The organism is Bradyrhizobium xenonodulans (assembly GCF_027594865.1).
GTDB lineage: Bacteria > Pseudomonadota > Alphaproteobacteria > Rhizobiales > Xanthobacteraceae > Bradyrhizobium > Bradyrhizobium xenonodulans.
The window spans coordinates 2353698-2379556 of the sequence record NZ_CP089391.1; the positions used below are offsets into that span (position 1 = coordinate 2353698).

Here is a 25859-nt window from a genome sequence, read left to right on the forward strand (position 1 = left end):
CGTAGCGCCTCAACGCAAAACGATAAAATCAATCCGGGAGAGAACCTGTGGATTTCTCATTGCCAGCCGATCTCGTCGCCTATCTCGGAGAGCTCGACCGTTTCATCGAGCGCGAGATCACGCCGCTGGAACAAGCCGACGACAACATCCGCTTCTTCGACCATCGCCGCGAATGGGCCCGCACCGATTTCGAGAATGGCGGCCTGCCGCGTCATGAATGGGAAGCGCTGCTGCGCAAGGCGAAGGATCTCGCCGACGCCGCCGGCCACCTCCGCTTTCCGGTGCCGAAGCAATATGGCGGCAAGGATGGCTCCAACCTCTGGATGGCCGTGATCCGCGAGCACTTTGCTGCAAAGGGCCTCGGCCTGCACAACGACCTTCAGAACGAGCATTCGATCGTCGGCAATTTCCCCGTCGTCACCATGCTCGACCGCTACGGCCGCGACGACCAGAAGGCGATGATCGACGGCTCGATCAAGGGCAAGTACCGCATCACCTTTGGTTTGACCGAGCCGCATCACGGCTCGGACGCCACCCACATGGAGACGCGCGCGGTGCCGGCGACCCGCGACAATGTCAAGGGCTGGATCATCAACGGCGAGAAGATGTGGACCACCGGCATGCACGTTGCCACGCATTGCGCGCTGTTCGCGCGCACCAGCGGCAAGGACGGCGACGCCCGCGGCATCACCTGCTTCCTGGTGCCGGCCAAGAGCCATGGCGTGAAGGTCGAGGAATACATGTGGACCTTCAACATGCCGACCGACCATCCCCGCGTCAGTTTTACCGACGTGTTCGTGCCTGAGGACGCGCAGTTCGGCGAGGTCGGCCGCGGCCTGTCGCTGGCGCAATGCTTCGTGCACCAGAACCGCATCCGTCAGGCCGCGAGCTCGCTGGGCGCGGCCGTCTACTGCATCAACGAGAGTGTCAAATACGCGCGCGAGCGAAAGCCGTTCGGCAGGGCGCTCGCCGAGAACCAGGCGATCCAGTTCCCGCTGGTCGAGCTCGCAACTCAAGCCGAGATGCTGCGCCTGTTGATCCGCAAGACCGCCTGGGAGATGGACCAGCTCACCGAGGAGCAGATCGAGCGGACGCTCTCCGACCGCGTCTCGATGTGCAACTACTGGGCAAACCGGCTCTGCTGCGAATCCGCCGACCGCGCCATGCAGGTTCACGGCGGCATGGGCTATTCACGCCACAAGCCGTTCGAGCACATCTACCGCCACCACCGCCGCTACCGCATCACCGAAGGCAGCGAGGAGATCCAGATGCGCAAGGTGGCGGGGTTTTTGTTCGGGTATATGGGACCGGGGAAGCACTAGCTGTTGTTGCTGAGCTTCGTAGGGTGGGCAAAGCGAAGCGTGCCCACCACCTCTCTCGTCATCGAAGAATGGTGGGCACGGCGCTTTGCGCCTTTGCCCACCTACGGCACCCCGGATCAATTCACCCTTCGATCCTTCCCCGCCCAATACGGCTCGCGCAACTGCCGCCGCAAAATCTTCCCTGATGGATTCCTCGGCAGCGCCGGCAAAAACTCCACGCTCTTCGGCGTCTTGTAGCCGGCGATGCGCGTCCGGGTGAAGTTGATGATGTCGGTGGCGGTTGCCTCTTTGCCCGGTTTCATCACCACCACGGCCTTCACCGCTTCGCCCCATTTGTCGTCGGGGATGCCGATCACGGCGGCTTCGGCGACGTCGGGGTGATCGCACAGCGCGCTCTCGACTTCGGCCGGGTAGATATTCTCGCCGCCGGAGATGATCATGTCCTTGATGCGGTCGTGGATGTAGAGATAGCCGTCCTCGTCCATGTAGCCGGCGTCGCCTGTGCGCAGCCAGCCGTCGCCGCGCAGCGTCGCAGCGGTCGCCTCGGGCAAATTCCAGTAGCCGGCCATGTTGGAGCCCGAGCGCGTTGCGATCTCGCCGACCTCGCGCGGCGGCAGCGGCTTGCCATCGGCGTCGAGAATCGCGATCTCGACGCCTGGCAGCGCCTTGCCGGCCGAGCGCATCCGCTCGAGGCCCTCGACGTGGTCCTCCGGCGGCAGCGCGACGATGGTGCCTGTCGTCTCGGTCATGCCGTACATCTGCACGAAGCCGCATTTGAACACTTCGATGCATTCCTTCAGCAGCGCCGCCGGAATCGGGGAGGCGCCGTACAGCATGTATTTCAATCGTGAAAAGTCGACCGTCCTCGCGCGCGGCTGTCGCACCACGAACTGCATCGCCGCCGGCACCATGAACAGTTTCGTGATGCCCGACTGCTCGAAGAAATCCAGCACCTTGGTCGGATCGAACTCGCGCGCGATCACGCCGCGGGCGCCGTGATAGAGCCCCATCACGCCCCAGCCGGAACCGCCGATGTGAAAGACCGGCATCGCGACCAGCGAGACGTCGTCGGTCGACCACCGGTTCCACTCCGGCTTATCCGCGGCGTTGCCTGTCTGCACGAGGTTGAGGAAGTTCGCGTGGCTGAGCATCGCGCCCTTCGGCTTGCCTGTGGTGCCGGAGGTGTAGAGCTGGATCGCGATGTCCTTGGTATCGATCGGAACTTTCGGATCGCCGCCGCTCTGCGCATCGCGCCACGCAGCAAAATCCTGCCATTCCGGCGCGCCGCCTTCGGTGGTGATGACGGTGCGCACACCCGGAAGCTGGCCCTTGATCTGACGGACCTGGGTGATGAACTCCGGCCCGACAAACAGCACCGGTGCCTTGCAATCGTCGACGATGACGGCGACCTCGGGTCCAGCCAGCCGCCAGTTCACCGGCGCCATCACCACGCCGGCCTTCATCGCGCCCATCAGCAGCTCGAAATAGATGTCGCTGTTCTTGCCGAGATAGGCGATCCGGTCGCCTTTCTTGACCCCCATCGCGATCAGCGCATTGGCGACCTTGTTGGTTTTGACGTCGAACTCCGCAAAGCTGGTGACACGGCCCTCGAACTCGTAGGCGGTCGCGTTGCCGCAGCTCGCCGCGCGCTCGCGCACCATATCGGCGAGGTTCGCCAATGGCTGTGTGGACATGTTTCTCCCGTGACGTCTGTTTTTTATGCCGCGGAGTGTGGCGTCATCCGCAGGCAAAGACAAGACGGGAGAGGGACATCACCCCCGCTTGGCCCGATCCTTCTCGTTCTGCGCCATGATGCTCTCGCGCGCGGTCTTCCAGTCGTCGTCGCTCCAGTCGCGGAGCTGGTAGAAATTGCCGCCCATCGCGAGCGCCTGCGCGCCGTCCATCGCGATGGTCTCGCCGGTGATCCAGTCGCAGCCGCCGGAGATCAGGAACACGGCGAGGTTCTGCAGCTCCTCCATGGTGCCGACGCGGCCCATCGGGTTCATCGCCTTGGTGCGCGCGCCGGCTTCGTCGCCCGGCTTGATGCGCTTGCTCATGCCCTCGGTCGGGATTTCGCCGGGCGCAATGGTGTTGAGGCGGATGCCGTGGCGGCCCCATTCGGTCGCGAGCGACATCGTCATGGCGTGGATCGCCGACTTGCTCATCGCCGACGGCACCACATAGGGCGAACCGTTGCGCACCCACGTCGTGGTGATCGAGACGACGTTGCCGGGTTGCTTCAAGGCGATCCAGCGCTTGCCGACCGCATGCGTCACGTAGAACGTGCCGTGCATGACAATGTTGGCGACGGCATCGAAGCCGCGCGGCGACAGTTCTTCTGAGCGCGAGATGAAATTGCCCGCGGCGTTGTTGATGAGATCGGTGAGCGGCGCATCGCGAAAGATGGTCTCGATCATCTCCTCGACCGCGAGCGCGTTGCGGATGTCGACGCCGTGGCTGGTGACGCGGCCGCCATAGTCGGCCATCAGCTCGGTTGCGGTCTCGTCGCAGACGATCTTGCGCCGGCCGCAGATGTGGACCTCGGCGCCGAGCTGGAGGAAGCGCGCCGCCATCGACTTGCCGAGCCCGGTGCCGCCGCCGGTCACGAGAATGCGCCGCCCGGCCAGAAGATTTTCCTTGAACATGGCTGTTTCTCCCGTACGGATTGTCAGTTAATTGGTCGATTGACTAAATCCGGCCGCCGTCTTCCTGTAAAGCGGCACCGAACAAGAACAGGCAAGAACTAGGGGAGAATTCATCCATGGAAGAGCGCGTCTCGATCTCGATCTCGGAAGGCGTCGCCGACGTGCGGCTGGTGCGCGCGGACAAGATGAATGCGCTCGATCAGGCCATGTTCGAGGCCCTCGTCGCCGCAACCGAGCGTCTCTCGAAGGAAAAAGGCGTGCGCGTCGTCGTGCTGTCGGGCGAAGGCCGCGCCTTCTGCGCCGGTCTCGATATGGGGCGTTTTGCCGCCATGAAGGAGAAGGGCGGCAACGGAATTCCGGGTGGCGAAAATCGCGATCTCACCAAGCGCACGCACGGCCAGGCGAATTTTGCGCAACAGGCGGTGTGGGGCTGGCGCCAGCTGCCGGTGCCGGTGATTGCAGCGGTGCACGGCGTCGCCTTCGGCGGCGGCTTCCAGCTCTCGCTGGGCGCCGACATGCGCTTCCTCTCAGCCGATGCGCGGATGTCGATCATGGAAATCAAATGGGGCCTGGTGCCCGATATGGCGGGCACGCCGATCCTGGCCTCGCTCGTGCGCGACGACATCCTGCGCGATCTCACCTATACGGGGCGCATCTTCTCGGCGCAGGAGGCGATGTCTTACGGTCTCGCCACGCGCATCTGCGACGACCCGCGTGCCGCGGCGCTCGAAGTCGCACGCGAGATCGCGGGAAAAAGCCCCGATGCGATCCGCGCGGCCAAGCGCCTGCTCAACAATCTTTCGGTCGATCCGGGCCCGGCGTTGCTGGCGGAATCCGTCGAGCAGCAGAAGCTGATCGGCAGCGCGAACCAGACCGAGGCGGTGCGCTCCAATCTGGAGAAGCGTGCGGCGAAGTTTGCGGACTAGTGCGGTCCTCATCCCGAGGAGCCGCGCAGCGGCGTCTCGAGGGATGGGCCACGGACTCTCATGGTTCGAGACGGCGCTTCGCGTCTCGTCACCATGAGGGTCGACTCTAACCAAAAGAAAAACAAAATGAGCGAAACGTCAAACTTCCTCGGCATCGTCTCCGGCGATCGCCGCCGTACCCACACCGAAGTCGCGGCCCGCGCCGACCGCATCGCGAGCGGTCTCGCCAGGATCGGCGTCCGGCAGGGCGATTGCGTCTGCATGCTGATGCGCAACGACATCGCCTTCCTCGAAGCCGCCTACGCCGCGATGCGGCTCGGAGCCTATGGCGTGCCGATCAACTGGCACTTCAAGCCGGAGGAGATCAACTACATCCTGAACGACACCGGCACCTCCGTGCTGATCGGACATGCCGACATGCTGCACGCCTTGCGCGATGCGATTCCGAAAGGCGTTACCGTGCTCAGCGTGCCGACGCCGCCGGAGATCCTGTCGAATTACAAGATTGATCCCGATCACCTGACGACGCCGGACTTCGCGATCGATTTCGAGCCCTGGCTCGCGCAACACCAGCGCTATGACGGCCCGGTCGTGCCGCAGCCCATGAACATGATCTACACCTCGGGCACGACAGGCCATCCCAAGGGCGTGCGGCGCAACGCGCCGACAGCGGAGCAGCAGGCCGCCGGCGAGCGCATGCGCGCGATGATCTATGGGCTCAAGGCCGGCGCCCGCGCGATCCTGCCGGGGCCGCTCTATCACTCCGCGCCGAATTCCTTTGGCATTCGCGCGGGAAAACTCGGCGGCGCGCTGGTGCTGATGCCGCGCTTCGAGGCGGAAGAATTCCTGGAGCTGATCGAGCGCTACAAGATCGACACCATCTTCATGGTGCCGACCATGTTCATCCGCCTGATGAAGCTGCCGGAGGAGGTGCGCAAGCGGTACGACGTCTCCTCGCTCCGCCACATCATCCATGCCGCAGCTCCCTGTCCGGCCGACGTCAAGCGCGCCATGATCGAGTGGTGGGGGCCGGTGATCTACGAGTTCTACGGCTCGACCGAATCCAGCGCCGTCACGTTTGCGACCTCCGAGGACGCGCTGAAGAAGCCCGGCACCGTCGGAAAAATCTCGCCCGGCGCCGAGCTGCGCTTTCTCGGTGAGGACGGCCGCGAACTGGGCGTGGGCGAGATCGGCGAGATCTATTCGCGCATGGCCGAACTCGCCGATTTCACCTACCACAACAGGCCGGAGAAGCGCGCCGAGATCGACCGCGACGGCTTCATCACCTCCGGCGACGTCGGCTATATCGACGCGGACGGGTATGTTTTCATCTGCGACCGCAAGCGCGACATGGTGATCTCGGGCGGCGTCAATATCTACCCGGCCGAGATCGAATCCGTGCTGCATGCCGTGCCCGGCGTGCATGATTGTGCCGTGTTCGGCATCCCCGATGCCGAATTCGGCGAGGCGCTGATGGCGGTGGTCGAGCCGCTGGCCGGCGTCACACTCGATGCCGCCGACGTCCGTGCGCGGCTGAAGACCTCGCTCGCCGACTACAAGGTGCCGAAGCACATCGAGATCCGCAGCGGCTTGCCGCGCGAAGACTCGGGAAAAATCTTCAAGCGCCGCCTGCGCGATCCCTATTGGGAGCAGGCGGGGCGGAAGATTTGACGGTGCCGGAACAAGGGCGCTGACCACGCCCCTAAACCAGCTCCCCGCCGACGAACAGCAGGAACGAACGGCCCGGCACCTTGTAGATACTGTCGAACTCGAACCGCGCCCCGGACCCGCCGTCGCCGACATTGGTGTCGAGCAGCAGCGACCAGCACGGGCCTGCCGTGGTGTGCGGCAGCTTGAAGTCGACCTCACCCTCGAAACTGTTGAGGATGATCAGCACGCTGTCGTCCTCGCCATGCCGCGGGATCGCGGTTTTTCGCGCGCGGCCGTCGAGGACGATGCCAAAACATTTCAGCCAGCCGCTTTCCCAGTCGGCGCTCGACATCTCGCCGCCATTGGCATTGACCCAGACAACGTCGCGGATGTCGAGCTGGGGGTCGTGCGCGCCGGTGAGGAAGCGGCTGCGGCGCAGGATCGGATAGTCGCGGCGGAGCTGGATCACCCGCCTGGTGAAGGCGAGCAGCTTTTGCGCATCCTCGCCCAGGCTCCAGTCGAGCCAGGAAATCTCGCTGTCCTGGCAATAGGCGTTGTTGTTGCCCTGCTGGGTGCGGCCGAACTCGTCGCCGCCGAGCAGCATCGGCGTGCCCTGCGAGAGCAGCAGCGTCGCCAGCATGTTGCGCTTCTGCCGTTCGCGCAGCGCGATAATTTCCTGGTTGTCGGTCGGGCCCTCGACCCCGCAATTCCAGGAGCGGTTGCTGGAATTGCCGTCGCGGTTGCCCTCGCCATTGGCCTCGTTGTGCTTGTCGTTGTAGCTCGCCCAGTCGTTCAGCGTGAAACCGTCATGGGCGGTGATGAAGTTGACGCTGGCCCATGAGCGGCGGCCGCCCCAGCCGCCAAAGATGTCGGCCGAGCCGAGAAGCCGCGTTGCGAGCGCGGACGGCGGCGCCTCACCGCGCCAATAGTCGCGCACGGTGTCGCGATATTTGTCGTTCCACTCCGCCCAGCCGGGCGGGAAGCCGCCGACCTGGTAGCCGCCGGGGCCGCAGTCCCAGGGTTCGGCGATCAGCTTGATGGTCGACAGTAGCGGATCCTGGTCCATCGCCTTCAAAAATCCGCTCTGCTCGTCGAAGCCGTAGACCTCGCGGGCGAGAATGGTGCCGAGATCGAAGCGGAAGCCGTCGATATGCATGTCGTCGGCCCAATAGCGCAAGCTATCCATCACCATCTGGATCACGCGCGGGTGGGACAGGTTCACCGTATTTCCGGTGCCGGTGTCGTTGATGTAGTGGCGCCGCCGGTCCGGCAGCAGGCGGTAATAGCTGGCATTGTCGATGCCCTTGAAGGACAGCGTCGGGCCGAGCTCGTTGCCTTCGGCGGTGTGGTTGTAGACGACGTCGAGGATCACCTCGAGGCCTGCGCCGTGCAGCTTCGACACCATCTCCTTGAACTCGCGCAGACTGTTCGGCACGTCGGAAGCGTAGCGCGGGTCCGGCGCGAAGAAGCCGATGGTGTTGTAGCCCCAGTAATTGACCAGGTTCTTCTTCAGGAGATTGTCGTCATTGACGAAGGAGTGGATCGGCAACAGCTCGATCGAGGTCACGCCGAGCGATGCCAGATAGTCGATCAGCTTCGGGGTGGCAAAGCCGGCATACGTGCCGCGCAGGTTCTCCGGCACATCGGGGTGTTTCCGGGTAAACCCCTTCACATGGGTTTCGTAGATGATGGTTTCGTCCCAATGAACATCATCCCGCGCGATCTCGGCATGCCAGTCGAAGTTGGGGTCGACGACGACGCATTTGGGTACGAAAGGCGCGCTGTCGCGGTCGTCGAAGGTGAGGTCGTCGCCTGTCTCCATCTTGTAGCCGAACACGGCCGGATTCCATGTCAGGGTCCCGGCGTGGGCGCGCGCATAGGGATCGAGCAAAAGCTTGTTGGGATTGAACCTGTGACCGGCGTCGGGATGGTATGGGCCGTAGACACGGTACCCGTAGAAGGTGCCGGGTCCGACGCCGGCGATGTAGCCGTGGAAGACCTCGTTGGTATATTCCGGCAGCTCGAAACGGTGCGTCTCGCGACCCCCTTCGAACAGGCAGACCTCCACCTTGGTGGCGTTGGCGGAGAAGACCGCGAAGTTCGTGCCCTGGCCGCTCCAATGGGCACCCAGCGGATAGGGCAGGCCTTCCTCGATGATGAAATCGGACATGTGAACCCCCCAAGCCCCGATGGCCGCGACGGCAACGTCAGGGCGTCCCGAATGTTTCAAACGCCGTGCCATTCTGGTCGTCGCATGCGTCAGTTCAATGAAGCGAGAGCGGGTGACGCCATTTCAGGCAATCGCACCAGCAGGAGCCGATGGCTGCCTTCGCAGCGACGATTTTCCCACCTATATAGGTGGGGTCATTGACCGCGGAAAAAACCATGACCCCCGTTTCCATCCTGCTCAACCTGCTCTGGATTCTCATCGGCGGCGCCTGGATGGCGTTCGGCTGGCTGATCGCTGCGGTCATCATGGCCGTCACCATCATCGGCCTGCCCTGGGCGCGGGCGGCGTTCAACATCGCCGTCTACACGCTGCTGCCGTTCGGCTCGAAGGCGGTCAACCGCTACGATGTCACCGGCATGAGCGATATCGGCACCGGCCCGCTCGGGGTGATCGGCAACATCATCTGGCTCGTGCTCGCCGGCTGGTGGCTGGCGCTCGGACATCTCCTGACCGCGCTGGTTCTCGCGATCACCATCATCGGCATCCCCTTCGCCTGGGCGCATCTCAAGCTCGCGGGCATCGCGCTCTGGCCCATCGGCAAGGTGATCGTGCCGGCGTGAGGATCCGCCAATGTCGGCCTTCTACGTGCTTAACGGCCTCGGAAGGAGAGAAGGATGTTAGGGAAAGCGAAGGTGGCCTCCCGTCTTCCCGCCAAGGATTTGGAGCGGGCGCGGGCGTTCTATTCCGAGAAGCTCGGGCTCGACCCGCTAGAACAGCGCGAAGGTGGACTGCGCTACGTCTGCGCAAGTGGCGAGTTTGCCATTTTCATCTCGGCCGGCGTGCAATCCGGCACGCACACGCAGATGGGCTGGGAAGTCGAGGACATCGAGGCAACGGTGCGGGAGCTTCGCGCGCGCGGAGTCAAGTTCGAGGAATACGACCTGCCCGGCCTGAAGACCGTGAACGGGATCGCCGACATAGCCGGGAACTACGCAAGCAAGGGCATCGGTGAGAGAGGCGCATGGTTCCGCGACAGCGAAGGCAACCTTCTTGGAATCGGGCAGCCTGTTCGAAGCTGATAGCTCGTGGGATGAGCAGAGCGTAAGCGAAACCCATCAATCCGTGCGTCGATGACGAAGCATGATGGGTTTCGCAACGGCTCAACCCATCCTACGCGCTACGCGCACGGGCTTAATCACCACGTGAGGCGGAAGCCGCCGGTGCCCTTGTAGCTGCGGTTAGCCGAGCTGTCGTTGAGGCTCGCATTGTAGGAGAGCTCGCCGAAGACGGCGTAGCGACCGTTGGCCCAGCTATAGACACCGCCGCCACCGATGCTGCCCCACAATCGGTCCTGCGCGTTGGCAAAGCTGGTGCCGGCGACGTCGACATTGGTGCCGTTGAGGAATTCGTAGCGCAGATTGGCGATGCCATAGATATCCGATCGCACGATGCCCGTGCCGTCGCTCCAGACATTCTGATGATTGAGCGAAAGCCCGACGCGTCCAAGCAGGCTGTCACCATCGCGCAGCGACACCGGCGCGCCGAACCGATCGGAAAAACCGTCGAAACCGACTTTCGCGTAGGAAAGTTGTGCCTGCGGCGTCAGCGAAAAGCCATTGCCGACGCCGAAGCGCTTGCCGGTTTCGGCGCTGAAGGCATAGCCGAAGCCTTCATTGCCGTGGGTCATGGTGCCGGCCAGCACGGAAGACAGGTCGCTGCGGTAGAACATCGATTGGGCCTGGCCATCGACGTAGAAGCCGTCGTCACCATACCAGGTCAGCGTCGCGCCGACGCCCGTTCCCTCGACGCGGATACGGCCATCACCGAAGAAGGACGCGACGTTGGCGGTTGTCAGGCCGTATTGCGCGGTGAGGCCGACGATCAGCCGGCCGCGCCCGGTCTCCAGCGCAAGGCCGTCGAGGCCCGTCTGCACCTTCAGTTGGTCGGCCTTGGTGGTCGAGCCCGTGGTGTTGGAAGGCTGCAGGTCGGAATGCCCGCCTTCAATGCGGCCCCAGAACGCCGTCGGCGTCGGCGAAGCCACGGCTGACACTGGCGCGGTGCCGGCGCGCGCCATGGCATCGCTGCCGCCCCAATAGCGGTTGCCGACGCGCTGCTGCAGGGTCGGCAACTCATTCATGCCGAGCAGGACCTGCGCGTAGTTCTCGTAAAGGGGAACGCCGGGCTGATAAAGCGGGCCGACAGGCGTCGTAGGCGGTGGATTGATCAGGGATGACCGCAGATACCAGTCGCCGTCGCCGGGCGTGCTGATGCCGTTTTGCTGAAGCGTGTAAGCATAGGCGCCGCCGACCACCGCCTGCTGGCCGTGAAACACATAATTGCCCAGCAGCGCGAACGTGCCGTTCGAGGCACCGGCGACGTCGACGACCTTGATGCCTTCGACGGTTTGCGCGCCAACTCCGCCGACATTGGTGACGCGCAGTGTTGAGCTGCCGGAGGTGCTGCCGCCCACGATCAATTTGTCGGTCGGCGAGCCGTCGCCGCCCAGCGCCGCGTTCATGTTCAGGAAACCGCCATTCCCGACATAGTTGCCGGCAATCGTGAGGGTGGTCCCGGGCGCGCTGCCGAAGTTGACGGTGCCTGCATTGCCGAGCGAGGGGAGAGTCTGATTGAAACCGTTGAGATCGAGCGTCCCGGCCCCCGCCACGGTGTAGGCCGATGCCGCGCTGAGCGCGCCGACCGTACCGGCACGCAAGGCGCCGCCGGATATTGTCGTCGCACCGGTGTAATTATTGGCGCCTGCGAGGGTCTGCATGCCGCCGTTGAGCGTCAGCCCGCCAGTGCCGCCGATGACGCCTGAAAAAAAATCGTTTGCATTCGTCAGGGTCAGGGTCTTGGTACCGAGGGTGACGGTGCCGCTGCCGGCCAGGCTTTTAATGCTGGCGCCGCCGGCCGTCACGCCGGAAATATCGAACGTCCCGTTCGTCACGACGCGGCTCGAACTGGCGACCGAGCCGGCGCCGGCCAGCGCGAGCGCGCCGGCCTGGATGAGCGTTTCGCCGGCATAGGTGTTGTTTGCCAGCAGGCTCAGTGTGCCGGTGCCGGTCTTGGTCAGCCCGCCGACACCGGTGAACGCGGACGTCGCATCGGTGTCGATATTGAACGCGCGGCTATCGATCGTGAGCCCGCCCGCGGCCAAATTGAGCTGTGTGCCTGAAAATCCGGCAATAAAGGGGGAATTGTTAACCCGCGCTTGCAGGATTGCATTGTCGAAATTGACCTGGGCGGCGCCGCTATTTTTTCGCAGAAAATTGGTTTCCAGCGTGCTGCCGCCACTGATGTTCAGTGTCCCGGAGGACGCGGCTGTGTTGCTCATCCTTATACCGATCGCCGCAACGACTTTCGCCCCGTTCAGAATGTTGAGCGTGCCGTTCCCTGAAAAGCCGACATAAAACGTGTTGTTGGCCAGCCATTGCGATCCGAGCCCGGTCACGGTCACGGTTCCGTTGCTTCCGGCGTTAAGTCCGATCCGCGAATTGCTGTTGCTTGTCAGCATGCTGCCATTCTGAATCGTCAGATTGGCCGACGATCCATTAGTGCCAACGACAACAGCCCCCGTTGAGCCGATCGCCGCGCCGCCGACGCCGAGCACGGTCGGATTGGGCGATGCCGTATCAATGTTGACGGTGCTGGCAGCGTTGGGAACGATCCCACCATTCCAGTTGCTGCCGACCGTCCAGTCGTTGCTTGTCGCTCCAGTCCAGATCGTTTGGGCGGAGGCCGAGCCGGCGGACAGCGCCGCCGCGCTTGCCAGCAGCAGGGACCGCATGAGCGTTCGAGTTGTACCGGGAAGAGATCGCGTGTTCCGATTCGGACGTCCGTGAGCTTGTTGTCGGATGACGACGTCGCCCATGCATTCACGCATGCTCATTCCACTTTTCGTTGGATCGCGCTGCTAGAGATGAAGATGGTGCTCAGCGCGGTCCATGAAGCCCATTCGCAATGGTTAGATGGGCAGAAACATTCAGACAAGAACCGGAACGCGTTCGTCGCAAACAATCCCGGCGTGTGCCATTCGCGCAACGAAAGACGCTTAACGAAGTCTTTCGGACTATCGTCCTGCGCGTGCTGAGTTGCATTTCACAATTCCTCGCGTTGCCCGACGGGCAAAACACGCCACATGAAGGTCAAGCGAGGAGTTCGAAAATATTCTGATTGACCGAATTCTTTGTTTCGGGTAAACCGCAGACCATCCTAGCCCGCAAAAGGGGCGTTTCGCGATCGTCACGATACGCAGGCCGGGATGCGATGGACGCGGCAGCGCCGGCGCGTGACGGGATGGCAGGGCGGGCAAGCCTCGTGAGCCATCGCGATCCGCGCAACGACACGGCGCGGTCACAGCGTTTCCTTTCGGCTTCGGGGGCGAGCACGCGCGAGCTTCCGAATGTTTGGGGGGACGTCCGCGGACGGCAAAAGCGTGTGGTCCTGACGCCCGGGGTCTGTGCGTCAAGGCTTGCGGTGATGGGCGGCCGACCGGCGCGCGCATCGATCATCCGCAAGGCGACGGGGGCAATAGTGCATCGCTCCCCGGGGAGAGCGCGCCATAAGCCGTAAAACCATTGCGCAGGGAAGGCCGGGATGTCCCGGCATCACCTGTGGTCACCCCGCGTGCGTTTTCCGCGTGCGGACCCTGGGTGCCAGCCGGCGCCCCGGCCTTTCCTGCGCCCTTTCTTCTCGATGAGGGCGAAACGGACAGCAAAGCTCGGGCGCCTGGCGCCGCGAGACCGAGGACGTGTGTCCGCGCTCGCGATGTTGCCGCGCCGCCCCCAAGTTCATCTTGCACTGCGGCAGAAAAATATCGCACACTCGCCTGTGCCGGGCATCCAAGCGAGCTCGAACCAAGGAGCGAGCCATGTCCCTCCAGACCGTATCATCCGACGCCGCCGATCTTCGCCCGAACCGCCCCGAGGACGCGTCTGCGCTGGAGGCGGATGCCCGCCTGCGCGACGACATCCGCCTGCTCGGGCGCATCCTCGGCGACACCGTGCGCGACCAGGAGGGCGCTGATGTCTTCGATCTGGTTGAGCGCATCCGGCAGACCTCGATCCGGTTCCACCGCGACGAGGACCGGCTCGCCCGCCGCGAGCTCGAGCAGATCCTCGACAGCATGTCGACCTCCGAGACGGTGCGGATCGTCCGCGCCTTCAGCTATTTCTCCCACCTCGCCAACATCGCCGAGGACCAGAACAACATCCGCCAGATGCGCGCCCGCAGCGCCGCCAACGGCGCTGGCGTGTTGGCCGAGACGCTGGCCCATGCCAGGGACGCCGGCATCGGCGCCGATGCGCTGCGCAGCTTCTTCAAGAGCGCGCTGGTCAGCCCGGTTCTGACCGCGCACCCGACCGAGGTTCGCCGCAAGAGCACGATGGACCGCGAGATGGAGGTCGCAAGCCTGCTCGACCGCCGCGAGCGTGTCGCGCTGACCGCGGACGAGGCCGCCGCCTCCGACGAGCAGCTTCGCCGCGAAGTGCTGACGCTGTGGCAGACCAATCTGCTCCGCCGCACCAAGCTCACCGTGCTTGACGAGGTCGCCAACGGCCTGGCGTTCTACGATTACACCTTCCTGCGCGAGGTGCCGCGACTGGTCAACGTGCTGGAAGACCGGCTGGAGGAGGGCGGCGGACAGGCCGCCAGCGAGCTCGCCTCGTTCCTGCGCATGGGAAGCTGGATCGGCGGCGATCGCGACGGCAATCCCTTCGTCACCGCCGACGTGATGCGCGGCACGCTGCGGCTGCAGTCGAGCCGCGTGATGCAGTTCTATCTGAACGAGCTCCACGTGCTCGGCTCCGAGCTGTCGATCGCCGCCCATCTCGCCGACGTCTCCGAGGAGCTGCGGACACTGGCGGAGCGCTCGCCGGACACCTCGCCGCATCGGAGCGGCGAGCCTTATCGTCTCGCGGTCTCCGGCATCTATGCGCGCCTGACGGCGACGGCGGAAATGCTCGAGGTCGAGATCACGCGCCGGCCGGTCGGCAAAGGCAAGCCTTACGAGAGCGTCAGGGAATTGCAGGCCGATCTCGACGTGCTGCACCGCTCGCTGATCTCCAACAACGCCCGCGTCATCGCCCGCGGCCGGCTGCGGCTGCTTCGTCGCGCGGTGGACTGCTTCGGCTTCCATCTGGCGCGGCTCGACATCCGCCAGAACTCGGCCGTGCATGAACGCACCATCGCCGAGCTGATGGACGCCGCCAATCCCGGCATGTCCTATCTCGCGCTCGGCGAGGACGCCCGCATCTCGCTGCTCACCAACGAGCTGCGCTCGACGCGTTCGCTGGTCTCGCCCTTCGTCAAATACAGCGACGAGACAATGGGCGAGCTCAACGTCTTCCATGCCGCAGCGGAAGCGCACGCAAAATTCGGCTCGGACGCCATTCCCCAATGCATCATCTCGATGTGCAAGGGCATGTCGGACATGCTCGAGGTCGCCGTGCTGCTCAAGGAGGTCGGCCTCGTCCATCCCTCCGGGCGCAGCGCCATCAACATCGTGCCGCTGTTCGAGACCATCGAGGATTTGCAGGCCTCATCCGGCATCATGGACCGGATGCTGTCGCTGCACGACTACCGCCGCCTCGTCGATAGCCGCGGCAGCGTGCAGGAGGTCATGCTCGGCTATTCCGACAGCAACAAGGACGGCGGCTTCGTCACCTCGGGCTGGGAGCTCTACAAGGCCGAGATCGGCCTCGTCGACGTGTTCGAGCGCCACGGCGTGCGCTTACGCCTCTTCCACGGCCGCGGCGGTTCGGTCGGCCGCGGCGGCGGCCCGAGCTATGATGCCATCATCGCGCAGCCCGGCGGCGCCGTGAACGGCCAGATCCGCATCACCGAGCAGGGCGAGATCATCTCGTCGAAATATTCCAACGCGGAAGTCGGCCGCAACAACCTTGAGATCCTGGCCGCCGCAACGCTGGAAGCAAGCCTGCTGCATCCGCGCCAGAGCGCGCCGCGCCGCGAATATCTGACCGCGATGGACGAATTGTCGAACCTCGCCTTCAAGGCCTATCGCGGCCTCGTCTACGAGACCGACGGCTTTGTCGATTATTTCTGGGCCTCGACCGTCATCAACGAGATCGCGACGCTGAACATCGGCAGCCGTCCGGCCTCGCGCAAGAAGACACGCGCGATCGAGGATCTGCGCGCCATTCCCTGGGTGTTCTCATGGGCGCAATGCCGCCTGATGCTGCCGGGCTGGTACGGCTTTGGCAGCGCGGTCGAGCAATGGATTGCGGAGCATCCCGACAAGGGCATGCCGTTCCTGAAAGAGCTCTACAAGGAGTGGCCGTTCTTCCGCATGCTGCTCTCGAACATGGACATGGTGCTGGCCAAAAGCTCGATCGCGATCGCCTCGCGCTATGCCGAGCTGGTGCCGGACGAGGCCTTGCGCGAAAAGATTTTCGGTCGCATCCGCCGCGAATGGCATTCCTGTATCGAGACGCTGCTCGACATCATGGGCCAGGACCGCTTGCTGCAAGGCAATCCGCTGCTGGAGCGCTCGGTGCGCCACCGCTTTCCTTATCTCGATCCGCTCAACCACGTGCAGGTCGAGCTCTTGAAGGCGCATCGCGCGCAGAACCCGGACGAGCAGGTGCTGCGCGGGATTCAGCTGACGATCAACGGGATCTCGGCGGGGTTGCGGAATACGGGGTAGGGAGCGAATGGCGAGTCGCGAATGAGCTCTATTCGCCACCCACCATTCGCTTATCTCAACAGAAATGCGCGCCTTGCGTCTCCACATAGACCGCATAGAGCGACTGGCTCGCGGTCATGAACAGGCGGTTGCGCTTCTTGCCGCCGAAGCAGACATTGGCGCAGGTCTCCGGCAACAGGATCTGCCCGATCCGCGCGCCGTCGTTTGGCGCGAACACCTGCACGCCGTCATAGCCCGGGCCGACCCAGCCGGCGCCGACCCAGATGTTGCCTTCGGTGTCGACGCGCAGGCCGTCGGGGAAACCTGACTTGCCGTCGAGCTTCATGTCGATCAGCTTCTTCGGGTTCGACAGCTTCGCCCCGTCGATGTCGTAGGACCACACCACGTTCTCCGCCTGCGGATAATGCGTGATGCCGGTGTCGCAGACATAGAGCTTCTTGTAGTCGTGGGAGAACGCGATGCCGTTCGGCTTGAACGGTTCGTCCGCCACCTTGGCAACCTGTCCGGTCTGGGTGTCGAGGCGATAGACCGCTTCCTTCTGATGGGGCTGGAGCGAGCCGGTATTGGCGAGCTTGCCTTCGTAGATGCTGATCGCGCCATAGCCGGGATCGGTGAACCAGATCGCCTTGTCGTTGGGATGCACCACCATGTCGTTCGGACCGTTGAGCGGCTTGCCGCCGGCCTGCTCGGCCAGCGTCGTGACCGAGCCGTCGTGCTCGTAGCGGACGAGACGGGTGCGCTCGGCGGTGAGCTGGCGTCCCTCGGTGTCGAACGAGTTGCCGTTGGCTTCGTTGGACGGCTTGTGGAACTGCTCGGAGATATGGCCGTCGTCGTTGAGATAGCGAAGCTGCCGGTTGGCCGGGATGTCGCTCCAGACGAGATATTGCCCCTGCGCATTCCACGCCGGCCCTTCCGCCCACAGGCAGCCGGTGTAAAGCCGCTTGATCGCGGTGTTGCCGACCTTGGCCTTGAAGCGCTTTGGGTCGATGGCGACGATGTCGGGGTCGGGATAGCGCTGCGGCTCGGCATTGGCGCCGAAGTCGCGGGCGTCGGCTCGCGAAGCGAGCAGGGCGGACGCCGCCACCGTTGCCGCGCCCTTGAGAAGCGTACGGCGGCCGAGACCGCCGCTTGCAGTCGTGTCGTCGGAGACGGTCAGTATTCTTGTCATGGTTTCCTCCCAAAATTATGTTGGGAAGACACCATCAGCCCGCATTCGGGCGTAAAGCGGGGCGATCTCCGGACAAGACAACCGGAGATCGCAGGGCAGGGATGCCGGAAATGCGGCTAGACGGGATCCCAGGGGAAGATGTCGGCGGAGCGATCGAGCTTGTAGAACGAGCCCTTCAGCGCCGGCATGCCGTGTTCGGCGATCGATTGCGGCGTCCAGCCTTCGCTCCGGTGCACCGAGCGCAGCGGACGGTTCTGGCTGAACAGGAACAGCTCGTTCATGCGCGCGCCGAAGATTTGCCCCGACACCTCCTTGGCGGCGTCGGAGAGCAGATAGGCGCAGATCGGCGCGATCTTCTCCGGGCCCATCTGCTTGATCTTCTCGACACGCGCCTTCTCGGCCTCGGTCTCGGTCGGGATGGTGCCGATCATGCGGGTCCAGGCGAACGGCGAGACGCAGTTCGAACGGACATTGAAGCGGCCCATGTCGAGCGCGATGGATTTGGACAGTCCAATGATGCCGAGCTTGGCCGCGGCGTAGTTGGCCTGGCCAAAGTTGCCGATCAGGCCCGAGGTCGAGGTGAAGTGCACGAACGAGCCGCTCTCCTGCTCGCGGAAGATGCGCGCGGCGGCGTGGCTGACGTAGAACGAGCCCATCAGATGAACCTTGATGACGGCCTCGAACGCTTCCACGCTCATCTTGTGGAAGATCATGTCGCGCAGGATGCCGGCATTGTTGACGACACCGTCGAGCCGGCCGAAATGATCGGTCGCGGTCTTCACGATCTTGCTGGCGGGGACGGCTTCGGCTACCGACTCGAAATTGGGGACTGCGATGCCGCCGCGCTTCTTGATCTCGTCCACCACCTCCTCGGCGGGGGATGCGCTCGAGCCAGCACCGTCGGCGGCAACACCGGGGTCGTTGACCACGACCTTGGCGCCTTCGGCCGCGCAGAGCAGTGCGATCTCGCGCCCGATGCCGCGGCCTGCGCCGGTGACGATGATGACCTTGTCTTGCAGTGATTTGCTCATGTGGCTTACCTCTCGTTCGTAAACACGATCGTGCCTGATGCCGCGAACATGCCGCCGACGCCGTGGCACACCGAAATCTTCGCATTGGGCACCTGCGCCGGCGCGATGCCGCGCATCTGGCGCACGCTCTCCTGGAGCGCGTACATGCCGTACATGCCCGAATGCATGTAGCTCAGGCCGCCGCCATTGGTGTTGAGCGGCAGCTTGCCCCCCGGCCGCGTGTTGCCGTCCGCAATGAACTTGCCGGTCTCCTCATAGGGCATGAAGCCGAGGTCGCCGAGCCCGAACAGCGGCAGATGCGCGAAGGCGTCGTAGATCATGAGATGGTCGACGTCCTTGTGCGCGATGCCGGCTTCCCTGAAGGCGAGAGGGCCTGCGGTCTTGAACGCGCGCGAGGAGTTGAACGTCTCCATCTGGCTGACCATCGGCGTCTCCACGCTCTCGCCGGTGCCCATGATGTAGACCGGCTTCCGCGGAAAATCCCTGGCGCGGTCGGCCGAGGTCAGGATCAGCGCGCCGCCGCCGTCGGTGACGAGGCAGCACTGGAGCAGCCGGAACGGATAGGCGATCATGCGCGAATTGAGGACGTCGGCGACCGTGATCGGGTCCTTCATCATCGCCCGCGGATTCTTCGCCGCCCATTCCCGCTGCACGACCGCCACCGAGGCGAGCTGCTCGTGGGTGATGCCGTAGGTCTTCATGAAGCGCAGCACGGGGATCGGGAACATGCTGGGCGGCCCATAGACGCCAAAGGGCGCCTCGAATTGGCCGTTGAGGCTGTCGGCCGGCGTCGAGCGTGGCGCCTTGCCGATCATCGACTTGCCGCTCTCGGCATGGGTGATCAGCACCGTCTTGCACAGGCCGGCCTCGATCGCCGCGGCGGCATGGCGGACGTGCAGCATGAAGGAGCAGCCGCCGACCGAGGTGCCGTCCACCCAGGTCGGCTTGATGCCGAGATAGTGGCAGACCTGCTGCGGCGTCTCGACCGCGGTGGCAAAGCCGTCGATGTCCGACAGCTTCAGCCCGGCATCGGCGATGGCATTGAGCGCCGCATCCGCGTGAAGCTGGAGCTGCGAGGCGTTGGGGATGACACCGAGCTCGGTGGTCTCGGCCGCGCCGACGACGGCAACCTGGTTGCTGCGCATGGCTTACCCCTTCGCCGGGCGGAAGACGGGAAGGGTGATCTTGTCGTCGAGCGCCTCAAAGGCGACCTCGAGCTGCATGTCGAGCTCCAGCGCCTCCGGCGTCTGCGGGCAGTCGATGATGTTGCTCATCATCCGCGGTCCCTCGGCAAGCTCGACCACGGCGATCGCGTAGGGCGGCGTGAAGCCGGGCGCGGCGGGGCGGTGGTTGATCACGTAGCTGTAGAGGAAACCCTTGCCGCTCGCCTTGAAGATGCTGACCTTGCGCGAGGCGCAGGAGGGGCAGAACGGGCGCGGCGGGAAGTAGACATGCGCGCAGGCGTCGCAGCGTTGCAGGCGCAGTTCGCCCGCTTTGGTGCCGTCCCAGAAATGCTGGGTCTCCGGCGTCGGTTTCGGTCGCGCGCGCTGCGGTTCGGCCATGTGGCAGCCCTCCCAAAGGCAAACCTTGATGAGGCGTGGGCTTGGCGCCCGCCTGTTTCGATCTTGATGCGACAATCGACCATGGTGCGTCAACGGTCCAGCAATACGCATGCATGCCATCATGCGCACAATGCTTGTGTCGAACAGAGCCGGCGCTATAGATTGCGCGCCAATATTCCGTGAGACAGACATGCCCGATTTTCCGACACTGGCGAAGCTCGCCGACGACCTCGAAAACGGCCGCACCACCTCCCGCAAGCTGGTCGAGGCGTGCATCGCCAGGATCGCCGATCCCGCCGGCGAGGGCCAGCGCGCCTTCCTCCATGTCGACAAGGACGCTGCGCTCGCGGCCGCAGACGCGATGGACGGCTTGCGCAAGGTGAAGGCGGCGCCGTCGCGCCATGCCGGCATCCCGATCTCGATCAAGGATCTGTTCGACATCAAGGGCCAGGTAACGCGCGCCGGCTCCCGCGCGCTCGACGATTCCTCGCCGGCCGAACAGGATGCCGCGACAGTGGCGCGGCTGCGCAAGGCCGGCTTCGTCGTGATCGGGCGCACCAACATGACCGAGTTCGCCTATTCCGGCATCGGCATCAATCCGCACTATGGTACGCCTAAAGGCGCCTGGAACCGGGCCGAGGGCCATGTGCCCGGCGGCTCCTCCTCGGGCGCCGCGGTCTCCGTGCTCGACGGCATGGCGCATGGCGCGCTCGGCACCGACACCGGCGGCTCCTGCCGCATTCCGGCGGCCTATAACGGCATCGTCGGCTACAAGCCGACGCAGCACCGCGTGCCGCTCGATGGCTCCGTGCCGCTGTCGTTCTCGCTCGACAGCATCGGTCCCCTGGCACGATCGGTCAGCTGCTGTGCCATTCTCGACGCGGTGCTCGCGAACGAGCCGATCGTTCCGCTGAGACCGCGCCCGGTCAAGGGCATGCGGCTGGCTGTGCCGACCACGATCGCGCTCGACGATCTCGACGCGGAGGTCTCCGGAACGTTCGAGCGCGCGCTGAAATCGCTGGCCGATCACGGCGCCATTATCGAGCGGATCGAGATGGCCGAATTCCACGACATCGGCCCGATGAACGCCAAGGGCGGCTTTGCAGCGTCCGAGAGCTACGCCTGGCATCGCTACCTCCTCACGTCCAAGGGCGACGTCTACGACCCCCGGGTCTCGGTGCGCATCATGCGCGGCGAGGCGCAGAGCGCGGCCGATTACATCGATCTTCTCAACGAGCGCCGCTCGCTGATCGCCCGCGTCAATGCGCGCATCGCGCCCTATGATGCCCTGGTGCTTCCGACCACCGCCAACACCCCGCCGAAGATCGCTGATCTCGCCGACGACAAGGCGTTCACCAAAGAGAACCTGCGGGCGCTGCGCAATTGCACCCTGATCAACATGATCGACGGCTGCGCCATCTCGCTGCCTGCGCATCGCGAGGGCGAAATTCCCGTCGGTCTGATGCTCGCGGGTGCGGGCGGGTCCGACCGCCGTATCTTTGAACTTGCTGCCGGCATGGAGGCCGTGATTCGTGTTTGACCTGACTTTCACCGTCGACGCCCAGGACACCACCACGCCGCTGACGCTGGCGATCGACCAGATGGTCATCGCCGGCTGGACCGGCCGCGATCCGGTCGCGCGCGACAAGCACATCGCCGAGCTGCAGGAGATGGGCATCACCCCGCCGGCCTCGACACCGATCTACTACCGCGCCTCGGCACGGCGGCTGACCCTGGAAGACAGCATCGAGTGCACCGGCGGCGATTCCTCCGGCGAGGTCGAATTCGTGCTGATCGGCTGGCAGGGCCGCATCTTCGTCGGCTGCGGCTCCGACCATACCGACCGCAAGGTCGAGGCCTACAACGTCACCGTGTCCAAGCAGATGTGCGACAAGCCGATCGCATCGACACTGTGGGAGCTCGAGGACGTCATCGGCCATTGGGACAGGATGGTCCTGCGCTCCTACGCTACCATCCAGGGCGAGCGGGTGCTCTACCAGGAGGGCATGCTGGACGCGATGCTGCCGGTGAACGACCTGATCGCGCGCGGCTTCGACGGCAAAAAGCTTCCCGACGGCTGCGCCATGTTCGGCGGCACGTTTGCGGCCAAGGGCGGCATCCGCCCGGCTGATCGTTTCGATTTCGAGCTGGAAGACCCCGTGCTGAAGCGGACGATCAAGCACGGTTACGATGTGGTGACGCTGCCGGTGCGGGGCTAGGTCGCTCCACACCCAGCGGCCGAGGGATAGTCGCTCCACCAGCGACGGTCTCGTAGGGTGGGCAAAGCGAAGCGTGCCCACCATTTTTTGTTCGGCTGGTGATGGTGGGCACGTCGCTTCGCGCCTTTGCCCACCCTACGAGATCTTTCCTCCGTCATTGCGAGGAGCTCGCGACAAAATTGCGAAGCAATTTTGCGCTGATGCGACGAACAATCCAGGCTGGTTCCGCGAAGGGATCCTGGATTGCTTCGCTTCGCTAGCAATGACGAGGATATAACCATCGGAAATCGGGTGGCAGGGTGAACGTCGGACTGCGAAGGTAATTGCTATGACAATGACCGCACGAAAACCATCCCAACCATCCGCCGACCTGGCCGCCCACGTCGAGACCCTCGACTGGCCGCAGATCACCAACGAGCTGGACACCCAAGGCTGCGCCGTCCTCAAGGGTCTGCTGACGCTGGACCAGTGCCGTGCCATCGCCGCGCTCTATCCCGATGACACGCATTTCCGCAGCCGCATCGTCATGGGCCGCCATGGCTTCGGTCGCGGCGAGTACAAATATTTCGCCTACCCGCTGCCCGATCTGATCGCGCAGCTGCGCCCGGCGCTCTACGCGCATCTTCAGGGCGTCGCCAATCGCTGGAACGACGCGATGGGGATCGACATCCGCTATCCCGCCGCGCACGCGGCATTCCTCAAGCGCTGTCACGAGGCAGGGCAGGCGCGGCCGACGCCGCTGCTGCTGCAATACGAGGCCGGCGACTTCAATTGCCTGCACCAGGACCTCTATGGCGAACATGTGTTCCCGCTCCAGGTCGCGATCCTTCTGTCCGAGCCGGGACGCGATTTCACCGGCGGCGAGTTCGTGCTGACCGAGCAGCGCCCGCGGATGCAGTCCCGCGCCGAGGTGGTGCCGCTGGTGCAGGGCGACGCTGTCGCCTTTGCTGTGCATCATCGTCCAGTGCAGGGGACGCGCGGGACATACCGCGTTAGTATGCGTCATGGCGTCAGTCGTATCAGATCCGGCCATCGCCACACGTTGGGTGTGATCTTTCATGATGCCAAATGAGCGCTGCGATTGACGGGTGACCTGTTCGATACTGTCGCTGAAGCACAGCCATCGCGCGAAAAAATCGCCGACGGCGCCGTGCTGCTGCGTGGATTCGTCAAGCCGATCGAAAGCGAGCTGATCGAAGCGGTGCGCGCGATCGTGGCGCAATCGCCGTTCCGCCGGATGACCACGCCCGGCGGCCACCTGATGTCGGTGGCGATGACCAATTGCGGCGAGCGCGGCTGGATCACCGATCACACCGGCTATCGCTATGATCCGATCGATCCGCGCACCGGCGCGCCATGGCCCGCGATGCCGCCGGTATTATGTGATCTCGCCCGCCGTGCGGCGGAGCAGGGCGGCTTTCAAAACTTCGCGCCCGATGCCTGCCTCGTCAACCGCTACGAGCCCGGGACACGGCTGTCGTTGCATCAGGACAAGGACGAGCTGGACTATTCGGCGCCGATCGTTTCGGTCTCGCTCGGATTGCCCGCGACCTTTCTGTTCGGCGGCCTGGCGCGCAATGACAAGCCGCAGCGTTTCCGGCTGGTGCATGGCGACGTCGTGGTCTGGGGCGGCCCGTCACGGCTCGCTTATCACGGCGTCGCGCCGCTCGCCGACGGCGAGCACGCGCTGCTCGGGCGGAAGCGGATCAATCTGACGTTTCGCAGGACGCGGTGATCCATCCCCTCATCCTGAGGAGCCCGCGAAGCGGGCGTCTCGAAGGATGAAGGCCGGGCCGCAGCAGCGGGGGCCTGCATGGTTCGAGACGGCGCTGGTGCGCCTCCTCACCATGAGGGTCAGGGTTTGGGCGGATGAATGAACGCCCACGGGCTCACTTCGGAATCCCGCGTCACCTCGACCGAAATCAGATACGGCCCGCCGTGGCTAAGCGCCTTCTCCATCGCCGCCTTGAACTGATCCGGCGCAGTCACGCGCGCCGCCGCAACGCCAAACGACTCCGCAAGCTTGACGAAATCCGGATTGACGAGATCGGACGCGACCACGCGGCCGTCGAAACGTTCGCGCTGGTCGCGGCGGACATTGCCATAGGCGTTGTTGTTGAACACCAGCGTCACCACGCCGATGTTGAACTGCACGGCGGTGGCAAGCTCCTGCACGCCGAACATGAAGCCGCCGTCGCCGGTGATCGCCACCACCGGCTTGCCGGGATTGGCGACCTTGGCCCCGAGCGCGGTCGGGAAGCCCGAGCCGAGCGTGCCCTGATAGCCCGAGGTGATGAAGGTGCGCGGCTCGTAGACCGGGAAGCCGTACCAGGAGGCGAAGCCGAACTGCGATAATTCATCGGTGACGATCGCGTTCGCCGGCAGCACCTCGCGCAGGATGTTGAGATAAGCCATCTGCGGCTGGATGCGCTGGATGTCCTCTTGCGCGGTCGCGGTGGCCTCGCGGATCGCGGCGCGACGACCGGCGGTCTTGCTGTAGCCGGTCTTGCTGATGGCAGCGGCGAGATCGGCCGTTGCAGCCCTGGCGTCGGCGACGATGGCGACATCGGCGGAGAGCCGGCGCATCTCGACCGGATCGATATCGATCCGAATGGATTTCAGCCCCTTCGGCTGATACGGCCAGCGGAAGCCCGAGGCCGGCAGTTCCGCGCGCGTGCCGATTGCGATCATCAGATCGGTCGTCGGCCACAGTTTGTAGGCGGCTGCCATCGTCAGCCCGAGCTCATGCGCGTTGGAGACGATGCCGCGGCCGCTGCGGAACGCAACGACGGGCGCATCGATCATCTCGGCGAGCTCGAGGATCTCCTCGCGCGCCTCGATCGCGCCGCTGCCGACGAAGATCATCGGCGCTTTGCTGGTCTTGATCAACGCGGCCGCCTGCTTGATGATGTCAGGATCAGGCTGCGGCGCGGGCAGCGGCTCAAGCACTTGTGCCGCAGCGGTGTCGGCGCGCTGCGTAAACACATCCCAGGGCATCTCGACCGAAGCGGGGCCGCGCCGGCCGGATGTCATCTCCTGGAAGGCGCGCGCGACGATCGTTGGCGCGTTGCCGGGATACTCGATCCGGTCGGCCCATTTCACATAGGTGCGCAGGGTCGCAAGCTGGTCGGGCATCTCGTGCAGATGGCCGCGGCCCTTGCCCAGAAACGGCGTCGGCACCTGTCCGGTGACGCACAGCACCGGCTCGTTGCAGCCGAAGGCGGTGAGCAGCGCCGCGCTGGCATTGAGCACGCCGGGGCCGGGCACCACGCTGAACACGCCGGGCTTGCCGCTGGAGCGCGCATAGCCGAACGCCATGTAGCCGCAGGCCTGCTCGTGCCGCGCGCCGATCACCTTGAGCTGGGCCTGGTGGAAGGCATCGAACAGGCCGTAGACCTGCGCGCCGGGCAGGCCGAACACGGTGTCGACGCCGTGGGCGACAAGGCCGCTGACGATCGCTTCGCCGCCGGTGAGAGTGGTCATTGCACTATTCCACTTCCATT

Annotated in this window: 19 protein-coding genes; 10 read left to right on the forward strand and 9 right to left on the reverse strand. The window is 64.5% G+C overall.

Annotated features, from left to right (window positions below):
• Positions 1-47 precede the first annotated feature (47 nt).
• Entirely contained in the window at positions 48-1322 is a 1275-nt protein-coding gene (locus tag I3J27_RS11065) for an acyl-CoA dehydrogenase family protein (protein ID WP_270168702.1), read from the forward strand.
• Positions 1323-1438: 116 nt separating this feature from the next.
• On the opposite strand, the gene I3J27_RS11070 is transcribed toward I3J27_RS11065, so the two are convergent.
• Together I3J27_RS11070 and I3J27_RS11075 are read right to left on the reverse strand one after the other, a co-directional pair.
• Positions 1439-3016 carry a fatty acid--CoA ligase gene (locus tag I3J27_RS11070; RefSeq protein WP_270168704.1) on the reverse strand — a complete coding sequence of 526 codons (1578 nt, stop codon included), beginning with the start codon at positions 3014-3016 and terminating at the stop codon, positions 1439-1441.
• Between the two features lie 78 nt (positions 3017-3094).
• Entirely contained in the window at positions 3095-3967 is an 873-nt protein-coding gene (locus I3J27_RS11075) for an SDR family oxidoreductase (RefSeq protein ID WP_270168707.1), read from the reverse strand.
• 116 nt (positions 3968-4083) lie between these two features.
• Here I3J27_RS11075 and I3J27_RS11080 point away from each other — a divergent pair, with 116 nt between their 5' ends.
• Complete coding sequence (locus I3J27_RS11080) at positions 4084-4893, forward strand: crotonase/enoyl-CoA hydratase family protein (RefSeq protein WP_270168709.1); 810 nt, start codon at positions 4084-4086, stop codon at positions 4891-4893.
• A gap of 126 nt (positions 4894-5019) precedes the next feature.
• The gene (locus I3J27_RS11085) at positions 5020-6564 is read left to right on the forward strand and encodes an acyl-CoA synthetase (RefSeq protein WP_270168711.1); all 1545 of its coding nucleotides are present in this window, start codon (positions 5020-5022) and stop codon (positions 6562-6564) included.
• Between the two features lie 31 nt (positions 6565-6595).
• On the opposite strand, the gene glgX is transcribed toward I3J27_RS11085, so the two are convergent.
• Entirely contained in the window at positions 6596-8713 is a 2118-nt protein-coding gene (gene glgX, locus I3J27_RS11090; protein ID WP_270168714.1) for a glycogen debranching protein GlgX, read from the reverse strand.
• 215 nt (positions 8714-8928) lie between these two features.
• On the opposite strand from glgX, the gene I3J27_RS11095 reads away from it, so the two are divergent.
• Entirely contained in the window at positions 8929-9333 is a 405-nt protein-coding gene (locus tag I3J27_RS11095; protein ID WP_270168717.1) for a YccF domain-containing protein, read from the forward strand.
• Between the two features lie 54 nt (positions 9334-9387).
• Entirely contained in the window at positions 9388-9792 is a 405-nt protein-coding gene (locus tag I3J27_RS11100) for a VOC family protein (RefSeq protein WP_270168719.1), read from the forward strand.
• Positions 9793-9908: 116 nt separating this feature from the next.
• Here I3J27_RS11100 and I3J27_RS11105 read toward each other — a convergent pair whose 3' ends face one another.
• Entirely contained in the window at positions 9909-12584 is a 2676-nt protein-coding gene (locus I3J27_RS11105; RefSeq protein ID WP_270168721.1) for an autotransporter family protein, read from the reverse strand.
• A 999-nt stretch (positions 12585-13583) separates the two neighbouring features.
• On the opposite strand from I3J27_RS11105, the gene ppc reads away from it, so the two are divergent.
• The gene (gene ppc / locus I3J27_RS11110) at positions 13584-16376 is read left to right on the forward strand and encodes a phosphoenolpyruvate carboxylase (RefSeq protein ID WP_270168724.1); all 2793 of its coding nucleotides are present in this window, start codon (positions 13584-13586) and stop codon (positions 16374-16376) included.
• Between the two features lie 55 nt (positions 16377-16431).
• Here ppc and I3J27_RS11115 read toward each other — a convergent pair whose 3' ends face one another.
• From I3J27_RS11115 to I3J27_RS11130, 4 genes are all read right to left on the reverse strand, one after another.
• Positions 16432-17544 (reverse strand): SMP-30/gluconolactonase/LRE family protein, encoded by a 1113-nt coding sequence (locus I3J27_RS11115; protein WP_270168727.1) that lies wholly within the window; start codon positions 17542-17544, stop codon positions 16432-16434.
• Between the two features lie 116 nt (positions 17545-17660).
• Positions 17661-18575, reverse strand: a complete 915-nt coding sequence (locus I3J27_RS11120; RefSeq protein WP_270168729.1) for an SDR family oxidoreductase — start codon at positions 18573-18575, stop codon at positions 17661-17663.
• A 5-nt stretch (positions 18576-18580) separates the two neighbouring features.
• Complete coding sequence (locus tag I3J27_RS11125) at positions 18581-19720, reverse strand: thiolase C-terminal domain-containing protein (RefSeq protein ID WP_270168731.1); 1140 nt, start codon at positions 19718-19720, stop codon at positions 18581-18583.
• A gap of 3 nt (positions 19721-19723) precedes the next feature.
• Positions 19724-20137, reverse strand: a complete 414-nt coding sequence (locus tag I3J27_RS11130) for a Zn-ribbon domain-containing OB-fold protein (RefSeq protein ID WP_270168733.1) — start codon at positions 20135-20137, stop codon at positions 19724-19726.
• Positions 20138-20327: 190 nt separating this feature from the next.
• Here I3J27_RS11130 and I3J27_RS11135 point away from each other — a divergent pair, with 190 nt between their 5' ends.
• The 4 genes from I3J27_RS11135 to alkB all read left to right on the forward strand — a co-directional run bounded on the left by I3J27_RS11135 (position 20328) and on the right by alkB (position 24091).
• A complete protein-coding gene (locus tag I3J27_RS11135; RefSeq protein WP_270168736.1) occupies positions 20328-21677 on the forward strand; it encodes an amidase in 1350 nt (449 codons plus the stop codon).
• Entirely contained in the window at positions 21670-22356 is a 687-nt protein-coding gene (locus I3J27_RS11140; RefSeq protein WP_270168737.1) for a DUF2848 domain-containing protein, read from the forward strand. Before I3J27_RS11135 ends, I3J27_RS11140 begins: the two co-directional genes overlap by 8 nt.
• 328 nt (positions 22357-22684) lie before the next feature.
• Positions 22685-23428 (forward strand): 2OG-Fe(II) oxygenase, encoded by a 744-nt coding sequence (locus I3J27_RS11145; RefSeq protein WP_270168771.1) that lies wholly within the window; start codon positions 22685-22687, stop codon positions 23426-23428.
• Between the two features lie 9 nt (positions 23429-23437).
• Complete coding sequence (gene alkB, locus I3J27_RS11150) at positions 23438-24091, forward strand: DNA oxidative demethylase AlkB (protein WP_270168774.1); 654 nt, start codon at positions 23438-23440, stop codon at positions 24089-24091.
• Positions 24092-24210: 119 nt separating this feature from the next.
• On the opposite strand, the gene I3J27_RS11155 is transcribed toward alkB, so the two are convergent.
• Positions 24211-25839 carry a thiamine pyrophosphate-dependent enzyme gene (locus I3J27_RS11155; protein ID WP_270168777.1) on the reverse strand — a complete coding sequence of 543 codons (1629 nt, stop codon included), beginning with the start codon at positions 25837-25839 and terminating at the stop codon, positions 24211-24213.
• Between the last annotated feature and the right edge of the window lie 20 nt (positions 25840-25859).